General features: G+C 57.9%; 17 protein-coding genes and 3 pseudogenes. 5 read left to right on the top strand and 15 right to left on the bottom strand.

Features of this window, described 5'->3' with window-relative positions:
* Positions 1-151: 151 nt before the first annotated feature.
* The 13 genes and pseudogenes from IVB48_RS33105 to IVB48_RS33045 form a co-directional block, all read right to left on the bottom strand.
* Positions 152-1,537, bottom strand: a complete 1,386-nt coding sequence (locus tag IVB48_RS33105; protein ID WP_247406740.1) for a hypothetical protein — start codon at positions 1,535-1,537, stop codon at positions 152-154.
* Positions 1,538-2,454: 917 nt separating this feature from the next.
* A complete protein-coding gene (locus IVB48_RS33100) occupies positions 2,455-2,910 on the bottom strand; it encodes a hypothetical protein (protein ID WP_247406737.1) in 456 nt (151 codons plus the stop codon).
* Positions 2,903-3,979, bottom strand: a complete 1,077-nt coding sequence (locus IVB48_RS33095; protein WP_247406734.1) for a PDDEXK nuclease domain-containing protein — start codon at positions 3,977-3,979, stop codon at positions 2,903-2,905. The genes IVB48_RS33100 and IVB48_RS33095 overlap by 8 nt, the downstream gene beginning before the upstream one ends.
* A 13-nt stretch (positions 3,980-3,992) precedes the next feature.
* On the bottom strand, positions 3,993-4,172 hold the full coding sequence (locus IVB48_RS33090) for a hypothetical protein (protein ID WP_018458975.1): 180 nt from the start codon (positions 4,170-4,172) through the stop codon (positions 3,993-3,995).
* Between the two features lie 114 nt (positions 4,173-4,286).
* A pseudogene (locus IVB48_RS33085) lies at positions 4,287-4,600 on the bottom strand (transposase); the annotation flags it as partial.
* 306 nt (positions 4,601-4,906) lie between these two features.
* A complete protein-coding gene (locus IVB48_RS33080; RefSeq protein ID WP_247348849.1) occupies positions 4,907-6,097 on the bottom strand; it encodes an MFS transporter in 1,191 nt (396 codons plus the stop codon).
* Positions 6,098-6,123: 26 nt separating this feature from the next.
* Positions 6,124-6,702: a hypothetical protein gene (locus IVB48_RS33075; RefSeq protein WP_018458978.1), complete on the bottom strand. Its 579-nt coding sequence runs from the start codon at positions 6,700-6,702 to the stop codon at positions 6,124-6,126.
* On the bottom strand, positions 6,702-7,013 hold the full coding sequence (locus IVB48_RS33070) for a chorismate mutase (protein WP_247294229.1): 312 nt from the start codon (positions 7,011-7,013) through the stop codon (positions 6,702-6,704). Before IVB48_RS33070 ends, IVB48_RS33075 begins: the two co-directional genes overlap by 1 nt.
* Complete coding sequence (locus tag IVB48_RS33065; RefSeq protein ID WP_247348860.1) at positions 7,010-7,918, bottom strand: hypothetical protein; 909 nt, start codon at positions 7,916-7,918, stop codon at positions 7,010-7,012. The genes IVB48_RS33070 and IVB48_RS33065 overlap by 4 nt, the downstream gene beginning before the upstream one ends.
* Positions 7,919-8,007: 89 nt before the next feature.
* Complete coding sequence (pabB, locus tag IVB48_RS33060; protein WP_247406731.1) at positions 8,008-10,032, bottom strand: aminodeoxychorismate synthase component I; 2,025 nt, start codon at positions 10,030-10,032, stop codon at positions 8,008-8,010.
* A gap of 2 nt (positions 10,033-10,034) precedes the next feature.
* Positions 10,035-10,646 carry an aminodeoxychorismate/anthranilate synthase component II gene (locus IVB48_RS33055; RefSeq protein WP_247294233.1) on the bottom strand — a complete coding sequence of 204 codons (612 nt, stop codon included), beginning with the start codon at positions 10,644-10,646 and terminating at the stop codon, positions 10,035-10,037.
* A gap of 648 nt (positions 10,647-11,294) precedes the next feature.
* Positions 11,295-11,690 (bottom strand): hypothetical protein, encoded by a 396-nt coding sequence (locus tag IVB48_RS33050; RefSeq protein ID WP_245288520.1) that lies wholly within the window; start codon positions 11,688-11,690, stop codon positions 11,295-11,297.
* A gap of 159 nt (positions 11,691-11,849) precedes the next feature.
* Positions 11,850-12,245 carry a hypothetical protein gene (locus IVB48_RS33045; protein ID WP_247348851.1) on the bottom strand — a complete coding sequence of 132 codons (396 nt, stop codon included), beginning with the start codon at positions 12,243-12,245 and terminating at the stop codon, positions 11,850-11,852.
* 153 nt (positions 12,246-12,398) lie between these two features.
* Here IVB48_RS33045 and IVB48_RS33040 point away from each other — a divergent pair, with 153 nt between their 5' ends.
* Entirely contained in the window at positions 12,399-12,809 is a 411-nt protein-coding gene (locus IVB48_RS33040) for a hypothetical protein (protein WP_039800528.1), read from the top strand.
* A gap of 11 nt (positions 12,810-12,820) precedes the next feature.
* Here the strand turns inward: IVB48_RS33040 and IVB48_RS33035 are convergent.
* Together IVB48_RS33035 and IVB48_RS33030 are read right to left on the bottom strand one after the other, a co-directional pair.
* Positions 12,821-13,095: pseudogene (locus IVB48_RS33035) on the bottom strand (SOS response-associated peptidase family protein); the annotation flags it as partial.
* 647 nt (positions 13,096-13,742) lie between these two features.
* Positions 13,743-13,886, bottom strand: a pseudogene (locus IVB48_RS33030) (IS3 family transposase); the annotation flags it as partial.
* Positions 13,887-14,281: 395 nt separating this feature from the next.
* Between IVB48_RS33030 and IVB48_RS33025 the strand changes: the two are divergent.
* The 4 genes from IVB48_RS33025 to IVB48_RS33010 form a co-directional block, all read left to right on the top strand.
* Positions 14,282-14,497, top strand: a complete 216-nt coding sequence (locus tag IVB48_RS33025; protein WP_247406727.1) for a DDE-type integrase/transposase/recombinase — start codon at positions 14,282-14,284, stop codon at positions 14,495-14,497.
* 940 nt (positions 14,498-15,437) lie between these two features.
* A complete protein-coding gene (locus IVB48_RS33020; RefSeq protein WP_247348853.1) occupies positions 15,438-15,986 on the top strand; it encodes a VOC family protein in 549 nt (182 codons plus the stop codon).
* Positions 15,987-16,067: 81 nt separating this feature from the next.
* The gene (locus IVB48_RS33015) at positions 16,068-17,363 is read left to right on the top strand and encodes a PLP-dependent aminotransferase family protein (RefSeq protein WP_247348854.1); all 1,296 of its coding nucleotides are present in this window, start codon (positions 16,068-16,070) and stop codon (positions 17,361-17,363) included.
* Positions 17,364-17,733: 370 nt separating this feature from the next.
* Positions 17,734-20,541, top strand: a 2,808-nt coding sequence (locus IVB48_RS33010; protein WP_247406723.1) for an amino acid adenylation domain-containing protein, incomplete at its 3' end; no start/stop codon positions are given.

Here is a 20,541-nt window from a genome sequence, read left to right as displayed (position 1 = left end):
GGTCTTTGGACGCCTGCGCATACGACACGCCGCGCTGCTTGATCAGCCGCACGGCCTCAAGCTTGAACTCCCGCGTAAACTGCCTTCTCTCCATGACGCACCTCCGGCTCCATAAAACACCTAACTTGGTGTCTTCGGAACCGGGTGCAGCTCACCATGACCCTTGTTTGGTTTCAAACTCGATCGGTCCGCTTGCATTATTTACGTGTTTCTTCAACCGGAGTGATTGCTCGGAGGGCGCTACGACGAGTGCTTGAAGAACCTCCTTTAGACTCCCGATTGCGCCGCGGCTTGCCGGCGCGCTGATCTTTGCGGACTTTGCCTCGAAAATAAGCATCGTCTTATCGATCACCGCAACGATATCCGACTCCCACCAATTTTGACCCCCGTCTTCGCTCCATTTAACGGCGTCACGTACCTCCACACTCGGCAGAAACTCTCGGATCACGGCACTTAGGCGCGCCTCGAGCCAATCCGCTCTTGCCTTCTCCGCAAGCTTTTTTAGGTTGGGCTTTGTAGCGCAGAGCGCTTCAAGGATTTCAGCAAGATGCGTCCCGACAATCTGCGGACCGCTGCAGAATACCTTGTGTGCATTGATCTCAATGAACGGCTTCAGGCGGACCGGGTTGCTGAGGTGGAGGTGTTGCAGAACGCCTTCTGTGACATCTCCGAAGCGGAGCATAAGCGCGGATGTCACAACCTCTTTCAATGCGGAACGCTGCTCAGCCGGTGCGTCGGCGACCAGTTCGTCTAGGGGGAAAGTGAAGGCCTCTCGAAGTCTTTGCTCACTCAAATTCCAGAAGTGAGCATGCAGGCGGCGTTTGTCACGGTGCCACGGCACAGTTTCCGCTGTGACCCTTGCCGCGGCTTCGGGCTCCAAGCTTTTCACGTAGGCCTCGATCATAGCAGTCCCAGACTTCTTCTGAGCCCACGAGCGAAGGTGGCCGATATGCGCCTGGAGACGAAACTCCGATCTTTCCATGATCGATGACAGCATCGCGACCACGGCGCTAGCATCGCATCCAAAATGGTGGCGAAACGATGCGTTTACCGCGCTGGCAAGGCCTTCCGCATAGTCCTGGGTCTGATAGCCGCGCCGTGTTCCCCGAACTGCCAGCGTCCAGCTCTGGATCAGGGCGAGCATTTCACGCTGTTGGTTTGCGCGGAAATCGTTGGTTGTTTTGCACTGTGCCTTACCGCGGTAGGCCTGCCCATTGCGTTCGATCAGGTCGATCACGCGCTGTGTGACTGCGGGATAGTCGTCTTCATCATTGGGCACACCACGGGGACGTGCAAGGGCTAGTGCCTGAACGAGCTCGATATGGAACAGTTCGAGAGCCTTTGTACCGATCTGCTTGATCCGATCCGGACCCCGCATAATTAAGGAGAAGCCGGCCCGCGCAAGGATTTCCAAAGCGTCGACCGAGCTGACCTCCTCGGTAAGGGTCTCGAGTGTCTCACTGAATTCGTCGCGGGCGGCCGAGCCCTGGCGATGCGCCAAGGCAACTTCTTCGTCGGTCAAATCGACGTCGTGCATTAGTGACACGTCATTCGCCTACTTTTGTTTTGGCTGCGCTGCCTGCAATGACAGCCTGTCATCTCACGGAGAGCGCTCGAATACTACTTGTGGAAGCAGCTGTATTTATCGCTGCTTTGTCGAGCGGGCTTTATGTTTCGACGCCGTTCTGCCAAGGTTGAGAGGGATTCGCAGACTGTGTATCTCTGCGTGCGTTGAAGCCGTTGGCATCGGCGTGAATAAGGGGGGAGACACCGATTGCCGACGGCTGGGACCATCACGGTCAAAGAAACTCTAGATCCGCTGGACGGGGCTTTCCAGGGGTTGAGCGATAGCATTGCCCAAGGCGGCTATGCTTTCTTGCTTGGGTCGGGGATCTCCCGTGAGCGAGTTGTTGGGCTCGATGGGGTTCTGGAGAAGCTGATTGATTTTCTAAGGACACATACCACCGCTGATCCCGCGTGCCCTTACGGTAAGGCGCTAGAGAAAATCCTTGGAATGGCATCGCCTTCCGCCGATGAGCGCAAGGAAATTGATTTGGCTAAGCCCGTGGCAACTTGGGCCTGCCGCAAAGCTTTATTGGGCCGACTCTGGAACCAATACTCAAAGGTTCTATCAGTCGAGATACCCGCGGAAAGTCTTGACTATCTTCTATGGGTTGGCGTCGATTTTAGGAATACATTCTCAAATCAGAATCCGATGCGGAGCATTTGGCAATCGGGATGCTTGCGCTCGAAGGCACTGTCACCGAACTCGCCACCGCAAACTGGGACGGCCTGCTCGAGGGGGCGATGAAGGCTCTGGGCCATTCCGATACCTTCTACCGCGTCACTGTTACAGGCGACGATCTGCGCGGTGCGGCCGCGGCGGCCAAATTGTACAAATTTCACGGCTGCGCACTTCGAGCGATCGAAGATGAGGGCAAATACCGACCGCTCTTAGTTGCTCGTTCCGCACAGATCACGAGCTGGATGGGAAACGACACGTTCAAGATTACTCGCGACCAGCTTGAAGCGCTGATCCAGCGCGCGCGCAGCCTTGAGCTGAGCGAGGATTTCAAGTTCTTGGCGCAGCATGGCGTGCGCCTGCAGATAGCGCGCCTCTGCGATCGCTCTCTCACATGGTTCCAGGCCGATCACGAAGGCCGCGAACAGGGCATCGCGTTCGAAGGAGGTCTGATCACCTTCCACAATGGCCCCATTGATGCGCAGCAGACCGCTGGCAAGCACGCCAGTCACGAGCATGTGGGCGTCGATTAGTCGTCCAAAGGCGACCATGGCTTTGGCCTTCGCCTGATCTCCGTACACCTGCTGAACGGCATAGAGCGTGGCGGCCGGTTCGATCAGCGCCTGCTTGTGACGCTCGATAGGTTCGTCGTTGAGCGTCTCAATCATCGGCGTTCAATGCCTTGAGATCGGCGAGGAAGACCGTCCCAATCTCCACGGCCCGCTTCGCCGCGTCCGAGTCGACGTCTACGCCATGCGAGGCTTCGTTCATGACCCGCAGCGCGCCGAGCATCTGCTCGGTGCTGGCGGGCACCGGTCCCTGCCGTCGTAGATCGCGCAGCATGTTTATGATGCCAACGGGCCGATCGAAGACGAGGCCTCGTTCCGAGGCGAGGTCGCGAACCGCGCGCTCGATTTCGATGCGAAGTTTGACCACGGACATCAGCGGAAACTCCCGGGCGAATTCCGCCGCAGTTGGGAGATCCTCCTCGAACTGGGGTGGGAGCGCATGGGAGAGTTGATACTGAGCGACGCCCATCGGCTTGCTGGAATCTCGCAGGGCGTATTCCACGATCACCTCGTTGCGCCCCTTGCACAAAATGATGCCGATCGTCGGCTTGTCATCCGGATGGCGCAATTTCTCGTCCACGGCTGACAGGTGGAAGTTCATCTTGCCCGCGAATTCGGGTTTGAAGTCCTCGATCTTCAACTCGATCACCACGAAGCAGCGCAGTCGGAGATGATAGAAGAGTAGGTCGAGATAATAGTCCTGTCTGCCGACTTCGAGGTGGTATTGGCTGCCAACGAAGGCGAACCCCTTGCCGAGTTCCAGGATGAGCGAGCGTAGGTGCTCGATGAGACCGCGTTCGAGATCGCGCTCCAACAGTTCTGGGCCAAGCGAGAGGAAGTCGAACGTATAGGGGTCTTTGAGTATCTGCTGGGCAAGCTCGGATTGCTCGGACGGGAGGATCCGTGAGAAGTTGGTCAGCGCACTGCCTTGACGGGCGAATAGATTGCTGTCGATCTGATGGACGAGAACGTTCCGGCTCCAGCCGTGCTCGATCGCTTGGCGGGCGTACCAGCTGCGTTCCTCGGGTGCCTTGAGGGCGTCGAGGAGGCGGACGTTATGGCCCCAGGGCAATAGTGCAACAACCTGTTGCACGAATTCGCCGTCGGGCCAGGCTTCGGCGAAAGCGCGCATGTATTTCAGATTTCGGGCTGAGATCGGCTTCGCCACTGGCAACGGCGAGCTAGATCTCCGCTCCGGTATTGAACAGCGCCAGGTTGAGCTTGACCCTAGGATTGGCGGCGCCAAACTCCTTCACGTTGCTGGGAACGAGATTCGAGGCGAGGCCGCTTATCATCGCGACCGTGATCTCGCCCCGCCGCCGGCGCAACAGGATATGGATGCGACGATATCCGTAGCGCACGCGGATCTCGCAGATGCTTTTTGATCCTATGCTTGAGGTCGGCCTGGTCGCCGCGTTTCGACTTGTAGACGTACAGTGCACGATCGATACCTTCCAGTCGCTGCGCAACTTGTCGACAAGTTCGCGCTTGCGGCCAGGCCTCAGAGCTTTTTTGAGAGCACGTCCTGCAGCATGGCCTTGTCCAAAGACAGGTCGGCGACGATCCGCTTCAGCTTGGCGTTCTCTTCCTCGAGCTGACGCAGCCGCCTCATCTCGGACGGCATGAGTCCTGCATATTTCTTGCGCCAATCATAGAAGGTGGCGTCGCTGATCCCGGCCTTGCGGCAGACTTCGGCCACCGGCGCACCGTCTTCCGCCTGCTTCAAAACAAATGCGATTTGGGCCTCGCTGAACTTCGATGCTTCATGGAGCTCTCCTCGTCCCGACACGGGATCATAATTGGAAATTCCAGTTCAGACTGGCCTCATTTGGCGGGAGAGGTCAACTGCACTTAGCAGGTGAGGTAAAGCTGAGCGCAATGCCGCGTGAGCAAGAGCGAATCAGGGCGAGCGAAGCGGGCGCACGAGAGTCATCTGGCACGAGCCAGATGGATGGCTGACAAGCGCTATCGACCACGTGCTGCATGGTGATGTCCATAGTCTAGACTGACGAAGGGCGTATGCGGCTTGCTCCGCGCTTGACCAAGCAGACCCGACAAGCATCCTGGTGGTCGATCGTGCTCGATTTCGTCCCGTTCATGCCGCATTCGCAGCTTCCGCAGGCGCTGCATCACGCATGAAGGCAACAGCCAGCCCGACGCCGATGAGACCAATCAGGATGGACGCCACGGCCAGCGATGTGACTCCGCTGATCTCGACGAGGATGCCGCCGAGAAAAGCGCCGATGGCGATCCCTGCGAAGGTAGTCGAGCTGTTCATTGCCAGGACCAGCTTCGACCTATCCCCGGCTAGGCCGAGGAGCCGGTGCTGGATCGGCACCAGATACATGTAGCTGACGTTGCCCCAAAGGAAGGCGAAGAGCACGGTGAGGGCACCATGGTGTCCAAATGCAACCAAACCTACGAGCAGGATTAGCTGTGCGCCTATGGCTGCGATGAGGACTTTATAGGGGCCGAAACGGTCAGTCAGAACGCCACACGCTGCGTTTCCCGTCACGGCTCCGAAACCGTAGGCAAAGAGCGCGGCCGAGAGCAGCGGAACCCCGGCAAGCAGAAAACCGGTGATGAAGACGCTCACATAGGAATAAACGATGAACTCGGAAACAACGACGAATAGTGTCACGGAAAGGATACCGTAGATGATTTTGGAGAATTCTTTGGAGGTCGGTCCGTTTCCGCGCTCCGGCATCTTGGCAGGGATTCCAGACATCATCGGGGCGAAGATCATCAATGCGAGAAGCCCGGCAATGACGACGAAACCGAATGCGAAGCGCCAGCCGATAGCACCTGCGATCCAGCTGGTGGCCGGGACGCCAGCAACCTGTGAAACGGTCATGCCGCCGAAGATGAGGGACAACGCGAAACCTTTGCGGGTAGGCGGCAGGAGCTCGGCGGTTAGTGCGGTAGCCGCCGGGGTGAACATCGCCGCGCCGTAGGCCGAAATGACGCGACCAGCAGCAAGAATTAGGAAGTTCGGCGCGACCGCGCAGATCAGGTTACCGATGATGAAGATCGAAACGGACAGGATTTGGACATTGCGACGGCTCATGGCCTTGAACATCCAGGCATTCAGCGGCGCGAAGACAGCGTAGCAGAGTGCGTAGATCGAAATGATCCAGCCCGCCGCGCCGGTTGAAATCCCGAGGTCACGAGAGATCACATCGAGCGCCCCAATGATGACAAATGTGTCCAGGCCGATAGCGAAGGCGGCGATGGTCAGAGCGGCAATGACGAGTTTCGTTCGCGCGTCAGGAGGGGAGGAGGTCATGACGGTGCTCGTTCAGGTTCGTGTGTTCAAGGCAGCACGTCATGCAACTCAGGATAGGGGCTGGCGATGATCGTGTCGGAGTAGCGAGGGCGGGGACCGTACAATAGCCAGGTCGTCACCACCTCGCCAATCTCCTGCATGATCTCGAGCTTTTCGGGATGTTCGAGCGCCGATCTGCTGTAAGCAACGCCCGCATCATACACGCCTTCGAGGAGTTTTTTCTCTACAACCGGCTTTGTCGTTTCGAAAATCAGCTCATTCCAAGCATTCTTGTCGATATACCCCATCGTTGGCTCGGGGAGACCCAGCGACCGAGGCTCCTTTACGTCCTTGCGTTTGACGACCGCGATGCTCTGGGTGGGCAATATGAAGGTGTCGACGACCTGCAGACGGTCGCGGAATTTCTCGGTCACGAGATGGACATTCAGGTGCGCGCTGCATTGGAGGACATAGCTGTCGCCGCGATCTGCGGCCTCGGCCGCGGCAGCCACGAGATCGTCGACGAGTATGATGTCTTGCGGCTCGATCCCTTGGAACTCGAGATATTTCAAGGTCGCATGATGGTGACAGCTTCTCGCTGGGCCGAGCGTGTAGATGCGGACCATCAGGAGACGTCCATCTGCTCGTCTATGATCATGGCTTCGAGCTCGCAGGCTTCTCCTATGATCAGCGAATAAAGATCTTCAGTGAATTCCCTGCGCAGGCCGCGTTCCGCCCCAATCTCGGCGCAACGCGCCTTTACCTCTGTAACGCGATCGGGTTGCATCATCGCGATCCCGCGTTCCTTCTTGTAGCGTGCAACCTCAGCGCAGACGGAAAGCCTCCGGCTGAGGATGTCCACCAGTTGTTTGTCCAGCTTGTTGATGATCTCCCGAAATGGAAGAAGGCCCGCGTCGGGGGTGAAGGTATCAGTCATGCATGGCTCCTGCCCATTTCCTGCATTCCAAGTCGCAGGCCGGCGGCTAGATGCTTGGCGCAGGCCGACAACGTGTCCAGCCGGTAGCCGCCCTCCTGTACGAAGCAGATCGGCTTGCCGATCGAGGCCAATGCCAGGCCGATCTCTCGGTAGATTTCTGGCGGAAGTGTCCAACCACCATGCGGATCTCCGACGACGATATCGAACCCCAAGCTGACAACCAGAACGTCCAGCGTGGCGGCCCAGTCGGATTCCAAGAGCCCGCGAAGCGCCGATGTGTATGCTGCCGGGCTCGGATCGGTCGGAAATTCAAGATACCTGTGGCTGCCGAGTGCTGGTTGAAGTTGCGGGATCCAGGGGAAATTGACGTCAGTCCGGGCGTGCAGGCTGGCGAAACCGATATCCGGGTGTGTGCTCAGCACATCGCTTGTTCCATTGCCAGGGTGGAAATCGAGGTCGAGGATCGCCAGCTTGCGGAAGCCCGATGCGCGCAGGCTCAGCGCCGCGACTCCGACGTTGTTCAGCAAACAATACCCACCCATGAAGCTGCGCCCAGCATGGTGCCCTGGCGGCCGACATAGTGCGTAACTTACTAGAGTTCGCTTCGAGGCGATTGTGGTCGCGGCTGCGAAGCCGGTAGCGGCGGACAAAAGGGCGCGCTGATATATCCCCGCGTCGACGGATGTGTTTTGCGGCACACCGGGCGCGGTATATCTTCTAGCAAGCTCGGTGATCTCTGGCTCTTGTGGATGTGGCCCGAAGCGGAGTGCCTCAAGGTAGCCCGGATCATGAAGGCTGCCCAGGATCGATACGACCTCGTCCGTGACGGTCTCAGGGGTCGAGATAAATTGGACACCAGGCGAGCTTTCCAATCCGCTTCGGATCTCGTTGATTCGATCCCCCACTTCCCTTGAAGGCTTACTCGTCCCCGTCGCATCGGCGATAAGGCCCCCAGGGCTAGGTGAGACCGGCGTCGTGTGTACGGTTAGCCAGTTCACAGAAGCCTCCTTCGTCGCCGTTCTCCCGCCGATACGAAGCCCATGCTTTCATAGAATGCGACGAGCCTCTCGGCGCCGGAACGGTCGGTCGAGGGAAGAGACACTTCGACCATGGGCCAGCCCCGCACCCGCGCCTCGCCATCCAGGGCGGCCAGAAGCCGTCTCCCATTTTGAGCCGAGCGATAGCGGGGATCGACCCAGAGCTCCTGCAGGATGCCATAGTGGCCTGAAGCCCTTACTGCGGTGACCTGGGAGACGACAGCAATGCCGATCACTTCGGCTGCCGGCACATCCTCCATTATCAGGCCGAAGCCGAGCCGCGAATCCATCGCGATTTGCCCAGCAGCGCTGACCGCCGTCTGCCGGTCGAATTGCGGCCCCGGTCCTCCGAGCTCCGTGAGAAGCCTTCCCACGCATTGTGCAATCGTGTCCCTGTCCTGGAATGTCGCCAGACGGACACGATGTGCAGAATCGGGTACTGTTTCCGCGCCTGCATCATCGTCTGCGCCATCGATCGCCACGTCATGATCTGGGTTGCCTGTCATGGCCTCGGCAATCGCACGGATCGGTTGGCGCGCCTTGAGGAGAATCTCTTCGAACTCCGCCTTGGGGTCAGACAACGCGACGATGGCCCCGCCGCAACCGATACTCAGTTGGCGTCCCCGGCAGACGATCGTTCGGATGACGATATTCAGATCAAGCTGGCCGCACAGAGACAGATAACCGATCGCCCCCGAATAGATACCTCTCGGCGCTTGTTCCAGTTCATCGAGGAGTTTTAGGGTTCGAATCTTAGGTGCGCCCGTCATCGACCCGCCTGGAAAACACGCAGAAATGCAGGGGATGATATCGTCAGGCGACACCAGTTCGCCACGAATGGTGCTGACCAGCTGGTGTACGGTCTTGTAGCTTTCGATGTGCATGAGGCTTGGCACATGAACGCTTCCGGTGCGGCAGATGCGGCCGAGATCATTCCGCATCAGGTCCACGATCATGAGATTTTCGGCCCGGCTCTTTTCGTCCAGACGCAATTCTTCTGCGATCCGCTCATCTTCGGCTGGGACCTCATGTCGAGCCGCAGTGCCCTTAATGGGCTTGGTCTCGACAATGAGGTTGCGATCGATCTTGAGGAATCGCTCCGGGGACGAGCAGGCAACACAGAGATCTCCAAGTCTGAGGAAAGCCGAGTAAGGGGCCGGGTTTCTCCGCCTTAGGACCCGATACAGATCAAGCGGGTCGATCTCTGCCGCAACAGTAATCTCGTTTGTCAGGCAGACCTCGTAAGTCTCGCCGGCGCGGATCTCGGAAAGGCATCTTTCGATTTGTTCTAGGTACCGGGCTCGCCCCTGACGAAGCTTAAACTGAAGCGGAGCGCTTTTTGCGTTTGGTGACGATGGGGTAGTGCTGGGGGCTGCTTCGATGCGCCGAATGTCACGTTCGTTCTTGCTGATCCAAGGGGCGACCTCGTCAGCCAATGCGGCCTCGGCTTTGGGGTAGAGTGCGACGATATGGATGCTGCCATTCTCATGATCGAAGGCGAGGAATCTTGTGCAGAAGATGAAGGTTGCATCTGGACATTTAGAGGGTGGGGAGCTGACGCCGCAGGTGAGAGATTTCAGTTCGTAACCGAAATAGCCCACGTGGCCCCCTTTAAAGGGAATATCTGGCACGTCGCCCTCATCCTGCAGCTTGCAGGTGGCATGGTTATCGGCGAGGAACTTGAAAATCGATCCGGAGATGGTCAGCTGGGGCGCCTGGCCGTCGCGAGTAATCTCGATTTCCTGTCGAGACGCATCGTAGGATGCAAGATAGCTGCCCGGTCCGCCAAGCCCTCCTATGAACGACCAACGCGACAGCCCGGGCACCAGCATACTGCTGTCCAGCCAGAAAGCAGGCTGTGTACCCCGGAAGAGGTGCACGAATACATCCTCAGCGCTGGCTCTGCATGAGATCGTCGAACTTCTCGCGTCATACTTGGTCGTTTCGAAGGGAAAGTCGCTAAGGCGGGGCATGCCCAGCATGATCAGGCCACCTCCAGGCGCACAAGTGGGGACCGCGCTACCGATGGGGCGCATACATCGGAGAGGAAGTTAGCAAACATCTCTCGTCCGTATTGTGAGCAGATGGATTCCGGGTGAAACTGTATGCCGTAGTGCGGCAGGTGCCGATGCCGGAGTCCCATAATGACGCCATCCTCGCTCATGGCAGTGCATTTAAGACATTCCGGAAGCTCACCGGTCACTGCCAGCGAATGGTATCTTGTCACATCGAAGGAGCGGGGCAGCCCCAGGAACAGGTCCGTCCCGGAGGTTGTGATGGTGCGGATCCGGCCGTGGAGGGGCTCCGGCGCGCGGGAGACGGATGCGCCATGAAAATGGGCGATGGATTGATGCCCCAGGCATACTCCCAAGACCGGAACGGCGCTGCCGGCCAAAACATCCATCGTAGCGCCGACATCTTTTGGAGTATGAGGATTTCCCGGCCCCGGCGAGAGGATAATGCGATCATGGGGGATCTTGCGGATTTCTCTCCATGGCACGGTGTTATCGAGGACGATGGGGTCTCTACCATTCACCTCACCGATCATCTGGGCAATGTTGAATGTAAATGAGTCGAAGTTGTCGATTAGGATCACCGATCTCTCGGAGCCTGCCCCGTTTGCTGCCATATTTCTTTCCCGCCGCGAGTGGCCTAATCCCTTGCACAGTCATCATGGCTGGAGCGGCCTTAGTGCGCAGAATTCCTACCGGCGATGAGCGAGTGGAATCGATCAGGTCCGTTAGCGCCAACTTTTGGCACGCGACGCTCAGCCTAACGTTCATTAACCAGCCTAACGTTCATTAACCAAGAATTGCCATGTATCGTTCATCTCGATCAATCACCAGCGTTGGTAGTTGACCGGCGCGCAAAGCTTGGCATGTCGCTATAGAACGAGTGCAGGGTTGGGGCTCTTGGACGCTGATCGGGTTGGCTGCGTGGCTGTCGCATGCATTGTGCGGTTTGATTGCTGGGCCAGGTAGGCGAGCTCGCTGAGCATCATTAACTGCAACGCAGCGGGCCCGGATGATGAGACCTGCCAGGATGCGTTTCTGGTGCATCTAAGGGAGGGGTTTCTCGTCACTGACGCGCCGCCTCGTCGCCTCTGTCGACGGTGAAGATCACCTGCCCACCGCAATGAGCGATCTCCTGAAATTCCCGCCCTTCGCTCATGATCGCAGATCCCGCAGAATTACGAACGAAGCGCCCGTGCGAGCGTGTGGCGCTTCAATTCAACCTCGCACTATCAGTTCTCACTGCCGACTCGATGGAGTCGGAAGAGCTTGTCGAAGAAATCCGCAATTCTCGCCTCGGAGCCGTCGCCGACAACTTCGTTCGCACCGAGGCGGTATACCTCATATCCGGCAAGCCGCAATTCCCGGTCGGCCGACACCATGTCGGCGTAGACCTTCAGCGAGGGTTTGCCGTCCTCTGAGAAATGATGCTTGCTGTCGACCTCGATGACGATCCGCTGGCGGTCCGGGAGCAGCAACAGAAAGTCCATGCGTTGTCGTGGTAGAGGTAGGCGGTGGCGTAGCAATTTGACGATGGCGGGGTCGTAGTGAAGATAGACCTGCAGCAGCAACGCCGACAGATGATCTCCGAGGCTGGGCCTGTACTTCTTGAAATAGGTCGCGAACACGTTGTTTTCACCGTCAGACGACAACGATTGTCGAAGGCGCGCTCCTAAAGGCGACGCAAAACGGTTACATCGTGAGTGCCAAGCTCGAGATGAATTCAGCCGACGCCGCAGAGCTGCCGCCGGAAATCATCGCTCAGCGTCACGCGCTGACCGACAGCGTCAAGGCGGCATCACGCGCCGCTGCGGCGTGCCCATCGGTCGACTCGGATATTGAAAGTTCTGTTCGGAGGCGCGGAGTTCGGGAAGAACAACGAGATCGTGAAGGCCTTTACGAATGCGCTCCACGATCTCGAGCATGGGCTCGGGCCGAACAATGACATTGTAAGAAACCTTGATAACGCAAAACACGATCTCGAGCACGGGCCAGGCCCGAACAATGAAATAAGGAAGCTCGGCAGACGTCTGGGTTTGTAGCAAGAAGGGCGCGAATACATGGCCGATAAAAAAAGCCCAGACGACATGCTCCGCGAACAGTGGGGCAAGGCGTCGGCTTACGCTTTCAGGCACCGTTGCGCTATTTCTTCTGACGCGCGGCGCGAAGTCCGGAGCGGGCAAGATTCTCGAAATCCTCGGACTAGACTGGTCTTCGCTCAACGCTCATGCTGTTGCCCTTCTCGGTGGTCCCGTTGTCGCCACGCTTTGTGTCTGGTCGCTGTGGTGGGCGAAGGCTTTTGCGAGGCGACATACGGACGGGGCCTGGTTCGATAGGTGGCCACCAAATCCGATCTTCGACTGATATCGGATAAGGCCCGCACTGTCGCGATCTGGTCGTTGATCCTGTTCGTCGCGCTGCCCCTTCTCGGTTTGGCTATCCTCGAGGGAACATTTTTGCGCAGAAGTTTGTACTTTGCGATCGACGGCAACTTTAGCTGTCCTCAAAACTGCAAGGAGGAGGTCGGTGTATTGGCACATTTCTGGCCGGCGAATGGCCTCCCCGACGTTTCCAAGACGGCCTATCGTTACGACGGAAATCTCACCTACGTGCCGGTTTGGCAGCCCATATTGTGGTTGCTTTTCGGCATTGGAGCTTTGATCTATGCCGTGTCCTATTTGCGGCTAATCTTTGGAAACTCCGCTTCTCGCCAGCCGTCGGTCCAGATCCAGGAAGCGACGTCGTAGATCGTTCCGCTTCAAGTCTCCGGACCGGGATCTTCCTTCTCGCCGGTCGCGACGATCTTATGGGACGCTACGCCTCGTCCCACGGTTCCCGCATCCAGATGTCGCGTTCCTCTTCCGTCATCAGAATGACGGGCATTGCCTCGGGATGAACGCGCTTGACCTCGGCGTTCGGATCGCACGTCAAGAAGCCGAACACATCGATGGTAACTTTGCCTGCCCTTGCCTTTCGGACGCCCGTCCAATTTGTCCAGAGGCCGGCGAAGGCCAGAAGCGGGCGACCCTCTTCGCGTGGGATAGCGCACAGCACGGTGCTGATGATCTCTTTCGCAGAGCGTGATACGCACGCGACTTGGGTACGGCGGCACAGTGTCGCACCGCGGCAGCGACGCCAAGAGCGCTGGGTCCACTGGCAGGTACACTGGAACGCCTTCGATCAAAAATTGATGTAGTTTCAGCTGGATAGGCGAGGGTTCGATGCCGCCCCTGTGCTCCGCATCGGTACTCTGCTCCTTGCGGCGACGGGCCGCTTGGAGTCCTCCCTTCACATCGGAGCGACAGGTTCCTGTGTTCCTTGTCAAAGCCTGATCCGAGGTCACGCCGCCTTCATGCCGGACGCCGGTTGGGCAGTCAGCAGGCTCCCCCCAACCCTTGCTCGCGGGATAGACATCCTGATCCCGGTTTCGACGTCGATAGAACATGTTACGACACGTCATCAGCGGTTTACTTACGTTCGTCTCCTCGGACCTCACCTGACGGAGTTTCCTCCGCCTTTTCTTCCAACGCTCACCACCAGGGCTCTTTACCCTCGCAGCTCGGACTGGTTTGAAGTCTTCCCCTGCAGGCCGACCTCGGAGGGCCCTCCTCCATCTCTGACAAAGCTTCGCAAGGCTTCATGCCGAAGCCTGACTTCCACAGCACACGATGTCCTCATTGCTTGAGCGACCGCCACAGCCGCTCGATGAAGACGTTGTCCATCCAACGACCGCGGCCATCCATGGAGATCTTGATCCCTGCGCCCGCCAACGCGCCGGGTGAAGGCGCACTGGTGAACTGACTGCCCTGGTCGGAGATCGAGAAGCTGCACGCCAAGATCGGACAACTGACAGTCGAGCGCGATTTTTTAGCACGGAGGTCCGGAAGATGAGCACGCCGGACCGTCGAGGAATGCTCGATCGCGCCGACCCAGGCGCTGTCGATCCGCCGGCAATGCATGTTGCTTGGCATCGCGCGCTCTGGGGTCTACCGGCCGCCACGGCCGGCCAACGACAACGGCCTTGCCCTGATGCAGCGGATCGACGAGCTGTTCACCGCCTGGCCGTTCCTGGGCTCGCGGCGAATGACCACTATGCTGAAGGCTGAGGGGCTTCAGGTCAATCGCAAACGCGTGCAGCGCCTGATGCGCAAGATGGGCATCGCGGCGCTGGGACCGAAGCCGAACACGACGAAGCCGGCGCCGGGACCGGCCAAACCAGGTGTGGGCGGCCGACATCACGTATTTGCCCATCGGCCGTGGCTTTCTCTATCTCGTCGCCGTCATCGACTGGGCGAGCCGTGCGGTTCTGGCGTGGCGGTTGTCGAACACGATGGACGTCTCGTTCTGCGTGGCGGCTCTGGAAGAGCCGCTGGCGACGTACGGCACGCCGGAGATTTTCAACACCATCGTCATGTTGCGCAGCAGATTGGGATAGATCTTGTGGCCTCGCGTTCGCGCACGTCCTCGCTCTCCCGCCGGACACCCGCGTCAAAAGCTCGGGCCGCCTGGTCCAGCAGTTGCTTCTTCCAGGCATAGATCTGGTTCGCGTGAACCTCATGGCGCTGGCCAGATCGGCCACCGTCGCCTGCTCCCGCACGGCTTCCAGCGCGATCTTTGCCTTCAACGCCGCGTCGATCTTCCGTCGTGTCTTTTCGTCATCATGCCCTCCGTCTATCAAACGGAGCGGCCCTTTTCCAACTAAGCCTCTGGTCCTAAAATCGGGGTCCATTTCAATCATGGTTGCGGGAACACGTTCCAACGGCACCAGAGGTGATCTCTTCACTGACGGTCCGTGTCGTTGTGATGAGCCGTGTCCGGTTGAAGACGTGCATGTAGGACGTCCGACAGTAAGGCTGGCGCGTAGCCCGCCGCCTCAGTGCGAAGCACGAGGTTTTTGCCATTCTTTAAGCAACACTCGCACCACCCCTTTTGCGGCACACTGATTGCTAGGGACGCGGGGCAGAGCCGTTGGTTGCTGCGGATTTTGGAGGGCGGCAGCGACGCCCGCCAAGTCCGGATATAATGTAGGTTTTGCGATGAGCCGGATGAGGCGGTCCGACAGTCGACCTTCTGCCCCGCGCGGTCTCGAAAGACCGCGCTGGTCGGCTGCCTTCATTTCACTGGTTAGTACATGTGCTCTTTACTTATGCTGGAGTCGCCGGAATTCCGAGAAGCCCTAAGGCTACGAGAAGAGCTCAAAGCGAAGCTCCTTCGCGCTCAATTGGATGTGGCCAGGTATAAGGCTGAGTTGTCGGAACTCGAGCAAAGGATGGTGAGGGATCTTGATCTTAGAACGGAACTGATCTGTTGGTAGCAGCGTCGTTCGCGATGGGTCGCTTCGCTGTTCAAATTCTGCGAGTGAGAGCGAGGATGTTATGCCCAAGACCACCGGTGGTAAGGCCAAACAGGGTGCCGTTATAGATGGCAACCGAACAAGCGCGAGTTCGCTGTCACAATTTCGCGGGATCGATCATATTGCGATTGCTGTGCTCGACCTTGAAGCCTCTATTGAGTTCTTTCGGGACGTGCTGGGCTTTGAATTGAAATGCCGGTTTCACATCAAGGGTCGAGCGACCGGCATGCTATCTGCCGAGCTTGAGACCCGAGGAATCAGGTTTGTTCTGTGCCAGGGCACTGAACCGACGTCTCAGGTCTCAGAGCTCGTGCGCCATCACGGCGTTGGAGTTGCTCATATCGCTCTTGAGGTCGATGACGTCGATGCTGCTGTAGAGGCTCTAAAATCTCGTGGCTTGGGATTCGATACGAGTGTGATTCGAGGTCCTGGATTGACGCAGGCCTTCTCAAGTCGGTCCATTGAAACGGGGCTTAGCTTCGAAATCATTCATCGAGGCGGAGAGACTGGCTTTCTCGAATCGAATGTCCAGCAGCTTTTCGACCAACTTGAGCAGTCTGGAAAATATTGAGCAATAGGACGTGTACACCTCGATGAGTCATGTCGGACACCGGTGTGATTTTATCCTTCCACGCTTTTCCAAGAGTCCAGGATGAATGTCAGGTCGCAAAAATCAGTAATGAACTTCCTGAACGAAGTCTCCAGTCTGTTTCCGTCAGCTGTCTCGCTAGCGTCAGGCAGACCGAGTGACCGGTTCTTCGATAGGCTCAATCCCCAGGTTTTGTTGAACGCGGTGAACGTGTATCAAAACGATTCAGTTGGTGGTCACGGGGGCGCCCACGGATGGGCTCACTTGCTGCAGTATGGACGAACGGCCGGCATCATCAACGAGCTCGTTGCGCAACAGGTGCAATGCGATGAGGGGGTTCCGGCGAGCGCGGACCGCGTACTGATCACCTCAGGATGCCAGGAAGCAGTCGCCCTCTGCCTGCCGGCGCTCTGTCCGGAGCCGTCGGATGTGCTGCTGGTCTGCAATCCCACCTATATCGGTGCGATCGGTGCAGCCAAGGCTACAGGAGTCGCTGTCGCGGCGTTGTCCAATTCAGAACCTTGCCTTGCTGACGCGATCGAGCTCGCCGTGCTGCAATTGCGCCAGAAAAGTCAACAGGCCCGGGCAATATATCTTATCCCCGATTTTGACAATCCGACCGGACGTGTTCTCGATGCAGACGAGCGACGCAACATCCTCCAAGTGTGCGCCAGACACCGGCTCGTCGTTTTAGAGGACAACGCATATGGGCTGTTTCGGTATGACGGCGATCCGGTACCCCCGATGGCCGCTTTGGATGAGGTCGGAAGTGTTATTTACCTTTCCACATTCTCGAAGACAATAAGCCCAGCTCTTCGCGTCGGAGCTGCAAGCCTGCCCGACACGATGTTTGGAGACGTTGCTGCTCGTCGGTCGCTTTGGGAAGATCTGGTCCAGCGCAAGAGCTTCGTTACCGTCAATACGAGCCAAATTGCCCAAGCGATCGTCGCGGGGCTCTTGATTCAAAACGGAGGACGTTTAGGCGATTGGATACGACCGGCTCTGGATTGGTACCGTGAAAATCGCGACATTATGTTGTGTGAGCTGGACACTGTATTTTCGCCTTTCTCTGATCAAATTCGATGGAGCCGTCCCTCCGGTGGCTTCTTTCTAACTCTTGATCTTCCTTTCAGATTTGGCGCGGACTGCGCAGACGAGTGTGCAAGGCGTGACCATGTCATCGTTACGCCGTTGAGCTTCTTCGCGTTGGATAACTCTCAAGACTGCAGGATACGATTAGCTTTTAGCGCGGTTACTCCCGAGCAAATCCGAACCAGTGTGACAGGTTTGGGTCACTATGTAGCGCGGCGCCTGGAGCAGAAATTGCTGAGGCTGCGCGACGGAGGGGCCCGGGGGTGAAGATAGTCGATCGCTTTCCTTTGGTGGACGCCAGCCGCGCACCTATGGCGGTATTCAGACGCAGCACCAGACGCTCGATCGGGTTACGCGCCACAGTACGTAAATAGTCAATTGGCGCGAGATCCTGAGTCCCGGGGGATTGTTCTGAAGTGATCGACCGCGTGACCGTTGAAGACAAGTGTGCCTCGTTCGCGGCTCGCGGATTGCTTGTTATGGGCACGGCGCACGTTAGGAGGGATCTGTGCCAGTCTCATCGAGTTGCGAAATAGGCGATTGTGATAGACAGCAATCTGCAGCCCCATCAACCTCGTCTAGCGTCTTTGTTGGCAGTGGGACGCTAGCTATCAGGTGCGCTCAGCTAGCAATGGAGATGGGCCATGTCATCCGAGGGGTGCTGTGTGCCGATGTCATATTCGGCGATTGGGCTGCACGCGCCAATATCTTGCGCGCAGCGAGTGTTGAAGAGCTCTCCGCCTTACTGAATGCCCAATCGGTCGAGTTGATTTTTCTTGTCGGCAATCCATTCAAATTGCCAGCGGATGTGTTTCGTCGTGTCCACAAAGGCGCCTTCAACTACCACGACGGCCCGCTGCCACGATATGCAGGAACTCATGCCACGTCCTGGGCGCTGCTGGCGCAAGAGGTCGAATACGCAATTAGCTGGCATCGGATCGATCATGGTGTGAATACCGATGACCTGGTGATTGAACGTCAGGTATCGATCGCGCCCAACGATACTGCGCTAACTCTCAACCGTAAATGTGATCAAGCCGCCATCGTGGGCTTCCGCGAGCTCTTAACTGGCTTGGCGAACGGAGAGCTCAGTGTTCGTCCTCAGGCGGTAGTGGCGAGAAGCGATTTTCCGAGGTCTCGACCACCAGATGCGGCAGGCTGCATGCGGTGGAATCGTGCTGCGGAAAATTTGTCAGCGATGATGCGAGCCTTAGACTTTGGGCCGTATCATTCAAATCCGCTATGTCTGTCCAAGGCTCTGGTAGGCGACGACGTTGTCGTAGTTAGGAGCTTGGAGGTGTCGGCTCGACGCACGGGTTGTCCGGCAGGTACGTTAGTCGAAATCCACCCCAGCCACTGGCGTGTGGCAACAGATACGGAGGATGTTGATGTCTCGTTTGGCAGCGCGGATGGTAACGCGTTGGACGCGCGTGTGCTTGCGAGGGATTTCGATCTGGATGTGGGGGATTGTCTGCCAGTTTTAGGCGATGATCAGGCGCGGAGCATAACTGTCGCCCACGAAATGTTGGCGCCTCAAGAGCGTTTTTGGCGACAGCGGTTTGAGCGGTTCAAGGCATTGCAGTTTCCTTTTTTGTCGTCTCGAGAAGCTGGAGCTCGCTACAAATGGCAGTCGAGCTCGTGGTTCGTTCCAAGTGGTTTGGCCGAGCTGTCGCCGACCGATCGTGCGGAATACCTGATAAGCGCGTGGCTCATCTATCTCGCCCGCGTCACCGGCCAATCAGAGCTTCAGTTGGGATGGACTCCCGCACCGAAAAGTTCGCGAGCCGGGTTGAAGATCATAGACGCGCTTGTCGCTTCTGTCGTGCCAATGGAAATTACCATTGACCTCGGTCATGGTTTTGCTGCGGTGCGCAAAGTGGTGGCGGCCGAGTGCGCTCAGCTGAGGGAGTACGATAGCTTTGCGCGGGATCTTATCGCACGTTGTCCGTCGTTGGGGGGTATTGAGCTGCTACGATCGCGCAGACCATGGCCGATTGGCATCACGGTTGTGGCAAATAGCTGTTCTGCTACCGGTGTTAGCCTGAGTTCAGAGGCAATCCTATCCGGTGAATTATTGACGTTTGAGGTTTGTGCTCTAGACGGGCGCTTTCGATTGCACTTTGATGCAAGTCGCTTGGTGGCCGACCAGATCGACCGCATCACGCAGCATCTGCAAAGCCTTTTGTTTGAGGTGGCTGCCGATGCGCATCGGCCGGTGCAACGGATTGGACTGTTGCCGTTCGACGAACGGGTGTACTTGCTAGAGGAGCTGAACCGGACGGCGACGGCCTATCCGTCGGATCGGTGCATCCACGAGCTGTTCGAGGCACAGGTCGCCAAGGCGCCGGACGCGGTGGCGGTGGTCCATGAGGACGAGCGCTTGAGCTATGGCGAGCTCAATGCGCGGGCGAACCGGCTGGCGCATCATCTGATCGGGCTCGGGGTGAAGCCGGACCAGCCTGTGGCGATCTGCCTTGAGCGCGGCGTGGCGATGGTGGTGGGGCTGCTTGCAATCCTCAAGGCGGGTGGCGCCTATCTGCCGTTGGATCCGGCCTATCCGTGCGCACGGCTCAAGCAGGTTCTTGAGGATGCGCAGCCGCAACTGTTGCTGGCCGATGCTGCGGGACGATCCGCGCTGGGCGCCGATGCGCTGGCCGATCTGACGGTGGTCGATCTCGAGACGGCGACATCGGCCTGGGCGAAGCTGCCGGCCTCGGATCCCGACCCGCGTGCGCTTGGCCTGACTTCGCGCCATCTCGCCTATGTGATCTACACCTCGGGATCTACCGGCACTCCAAAGGGCGTCATGGTCGAGCATCGAAGCTTGGTCAACCACACGATTTGGCAGGCGGATAAATTCCATTTCACTACCCACGACGTTTTCTTGCAGCGAACCTCCCCCGCGTTTGATGCCGCCGTATGGGAGCTATGGACAGCCTTGTCGATTGGGGCGCGTTCAATTCTTCTTCCTCGCGACCTGCAATTAGATGTTCGAAAACTTTTAGAGCTACTGGATAAGTATGGTGTCACTGTTCTGCAATTGGTCCCGTCGCTTCTTGCAGCATTGCTTGCGCTTACCGACGTTGAGCAAAAGTATATCGGTTCTTTGCGTTTCACATTCTGTGGTGGAGAGCTTCTTAGAAAAGAATTAGCGAGCAGATGGTTGCAATTGACATCTCAGCCGCTTGTCAATCTCTATGGACCAACTGAGGCGACGATTGACGCGGCTGCTTGGCATTATTCCGCTGGATTTAATAGGTCAGTTGTCCCGATCGGCCGACCGATTGCGAACACGCGGATTTATCTGCTGGACGGTCATGGCGAACTTGTTCCGTTTGGGGCGATCGGAGAGCTCTACATTGGCGGGGCGGGGGTCGCGCGTGGCTATCTGAACCGGCCCGAACTGACGGCGGAGCGGTTCTTGGCCGATCCGTTCAGTGGTGAG

This window comes from Bradyrhizobium sp. 76, assembly GCF_023073025.1.
Classification (GTDB): domain Bacteria; phylum Pseudomonadota; class Alphaproteobacteria; order Rhizobiales; family Xanthobacteraceae; genus Bradyrhizobium.
This window is presented reverse-complemented; position numbering and strand designations above follow the sequence as displayed.

Coding starts and splice junctions, on each gene's coding strand:
- IVB48_RS33105 (WP_247406740.1), bottom strand. CDS start 1,537: ATGCACGACGTCGATTTGACCGACGAAGAAGTTGCCTTGGCGCATCGC.
- IVB48_RS33100 (WP_247406737.1), bottom strand. CDS start 2,910: ATGATTGAGACGCTCAACGACGAACCTATCGAGCGTCACAAGCAGGCG.
- IVB48_RS33080 (WP_247348849.1), bottom strand. CDS start 6,097: ATGACCTCCTCCCCTCCTGACGCGCGAACGAAACTCGTCATTGCCGCT.
- IVB48_RS33075 (WP_018458978.1), bottom strand. CDS start 6,702: ATGGTCCGCATCTACACGCTCGGCCCAGCGAGAAGCTGTCACCATCAT.
- IVB48_RS33070 (WP_247294229.1), bottom strand. CDS start 7,013: ATGACTGATACCTTCACCCCCGACGCGGGCCTTCTTCCATTTCGGGAG.
- pabB (WP_247406731.1), bottom strand. CDS start 10,032: ATGCTGGGCATGCCCCGCCTTAGCGACTTTCCCTTCGAAACGACCAAG.
- IVB48_RS33020 (WP_247348853.1), top strand. CDS start 15,438: ATGCCCAAGACCACCGGTGGTAAGGCCAAACAGGGTGCCGTTATAGAT.
- IVB48_RS33015 (WP_247348854.1), top strand. CDS start 16,068: ATGAATGTCAGGTCGCAAAAATCAGTAATGAACTTCCTGAACGAAGTC.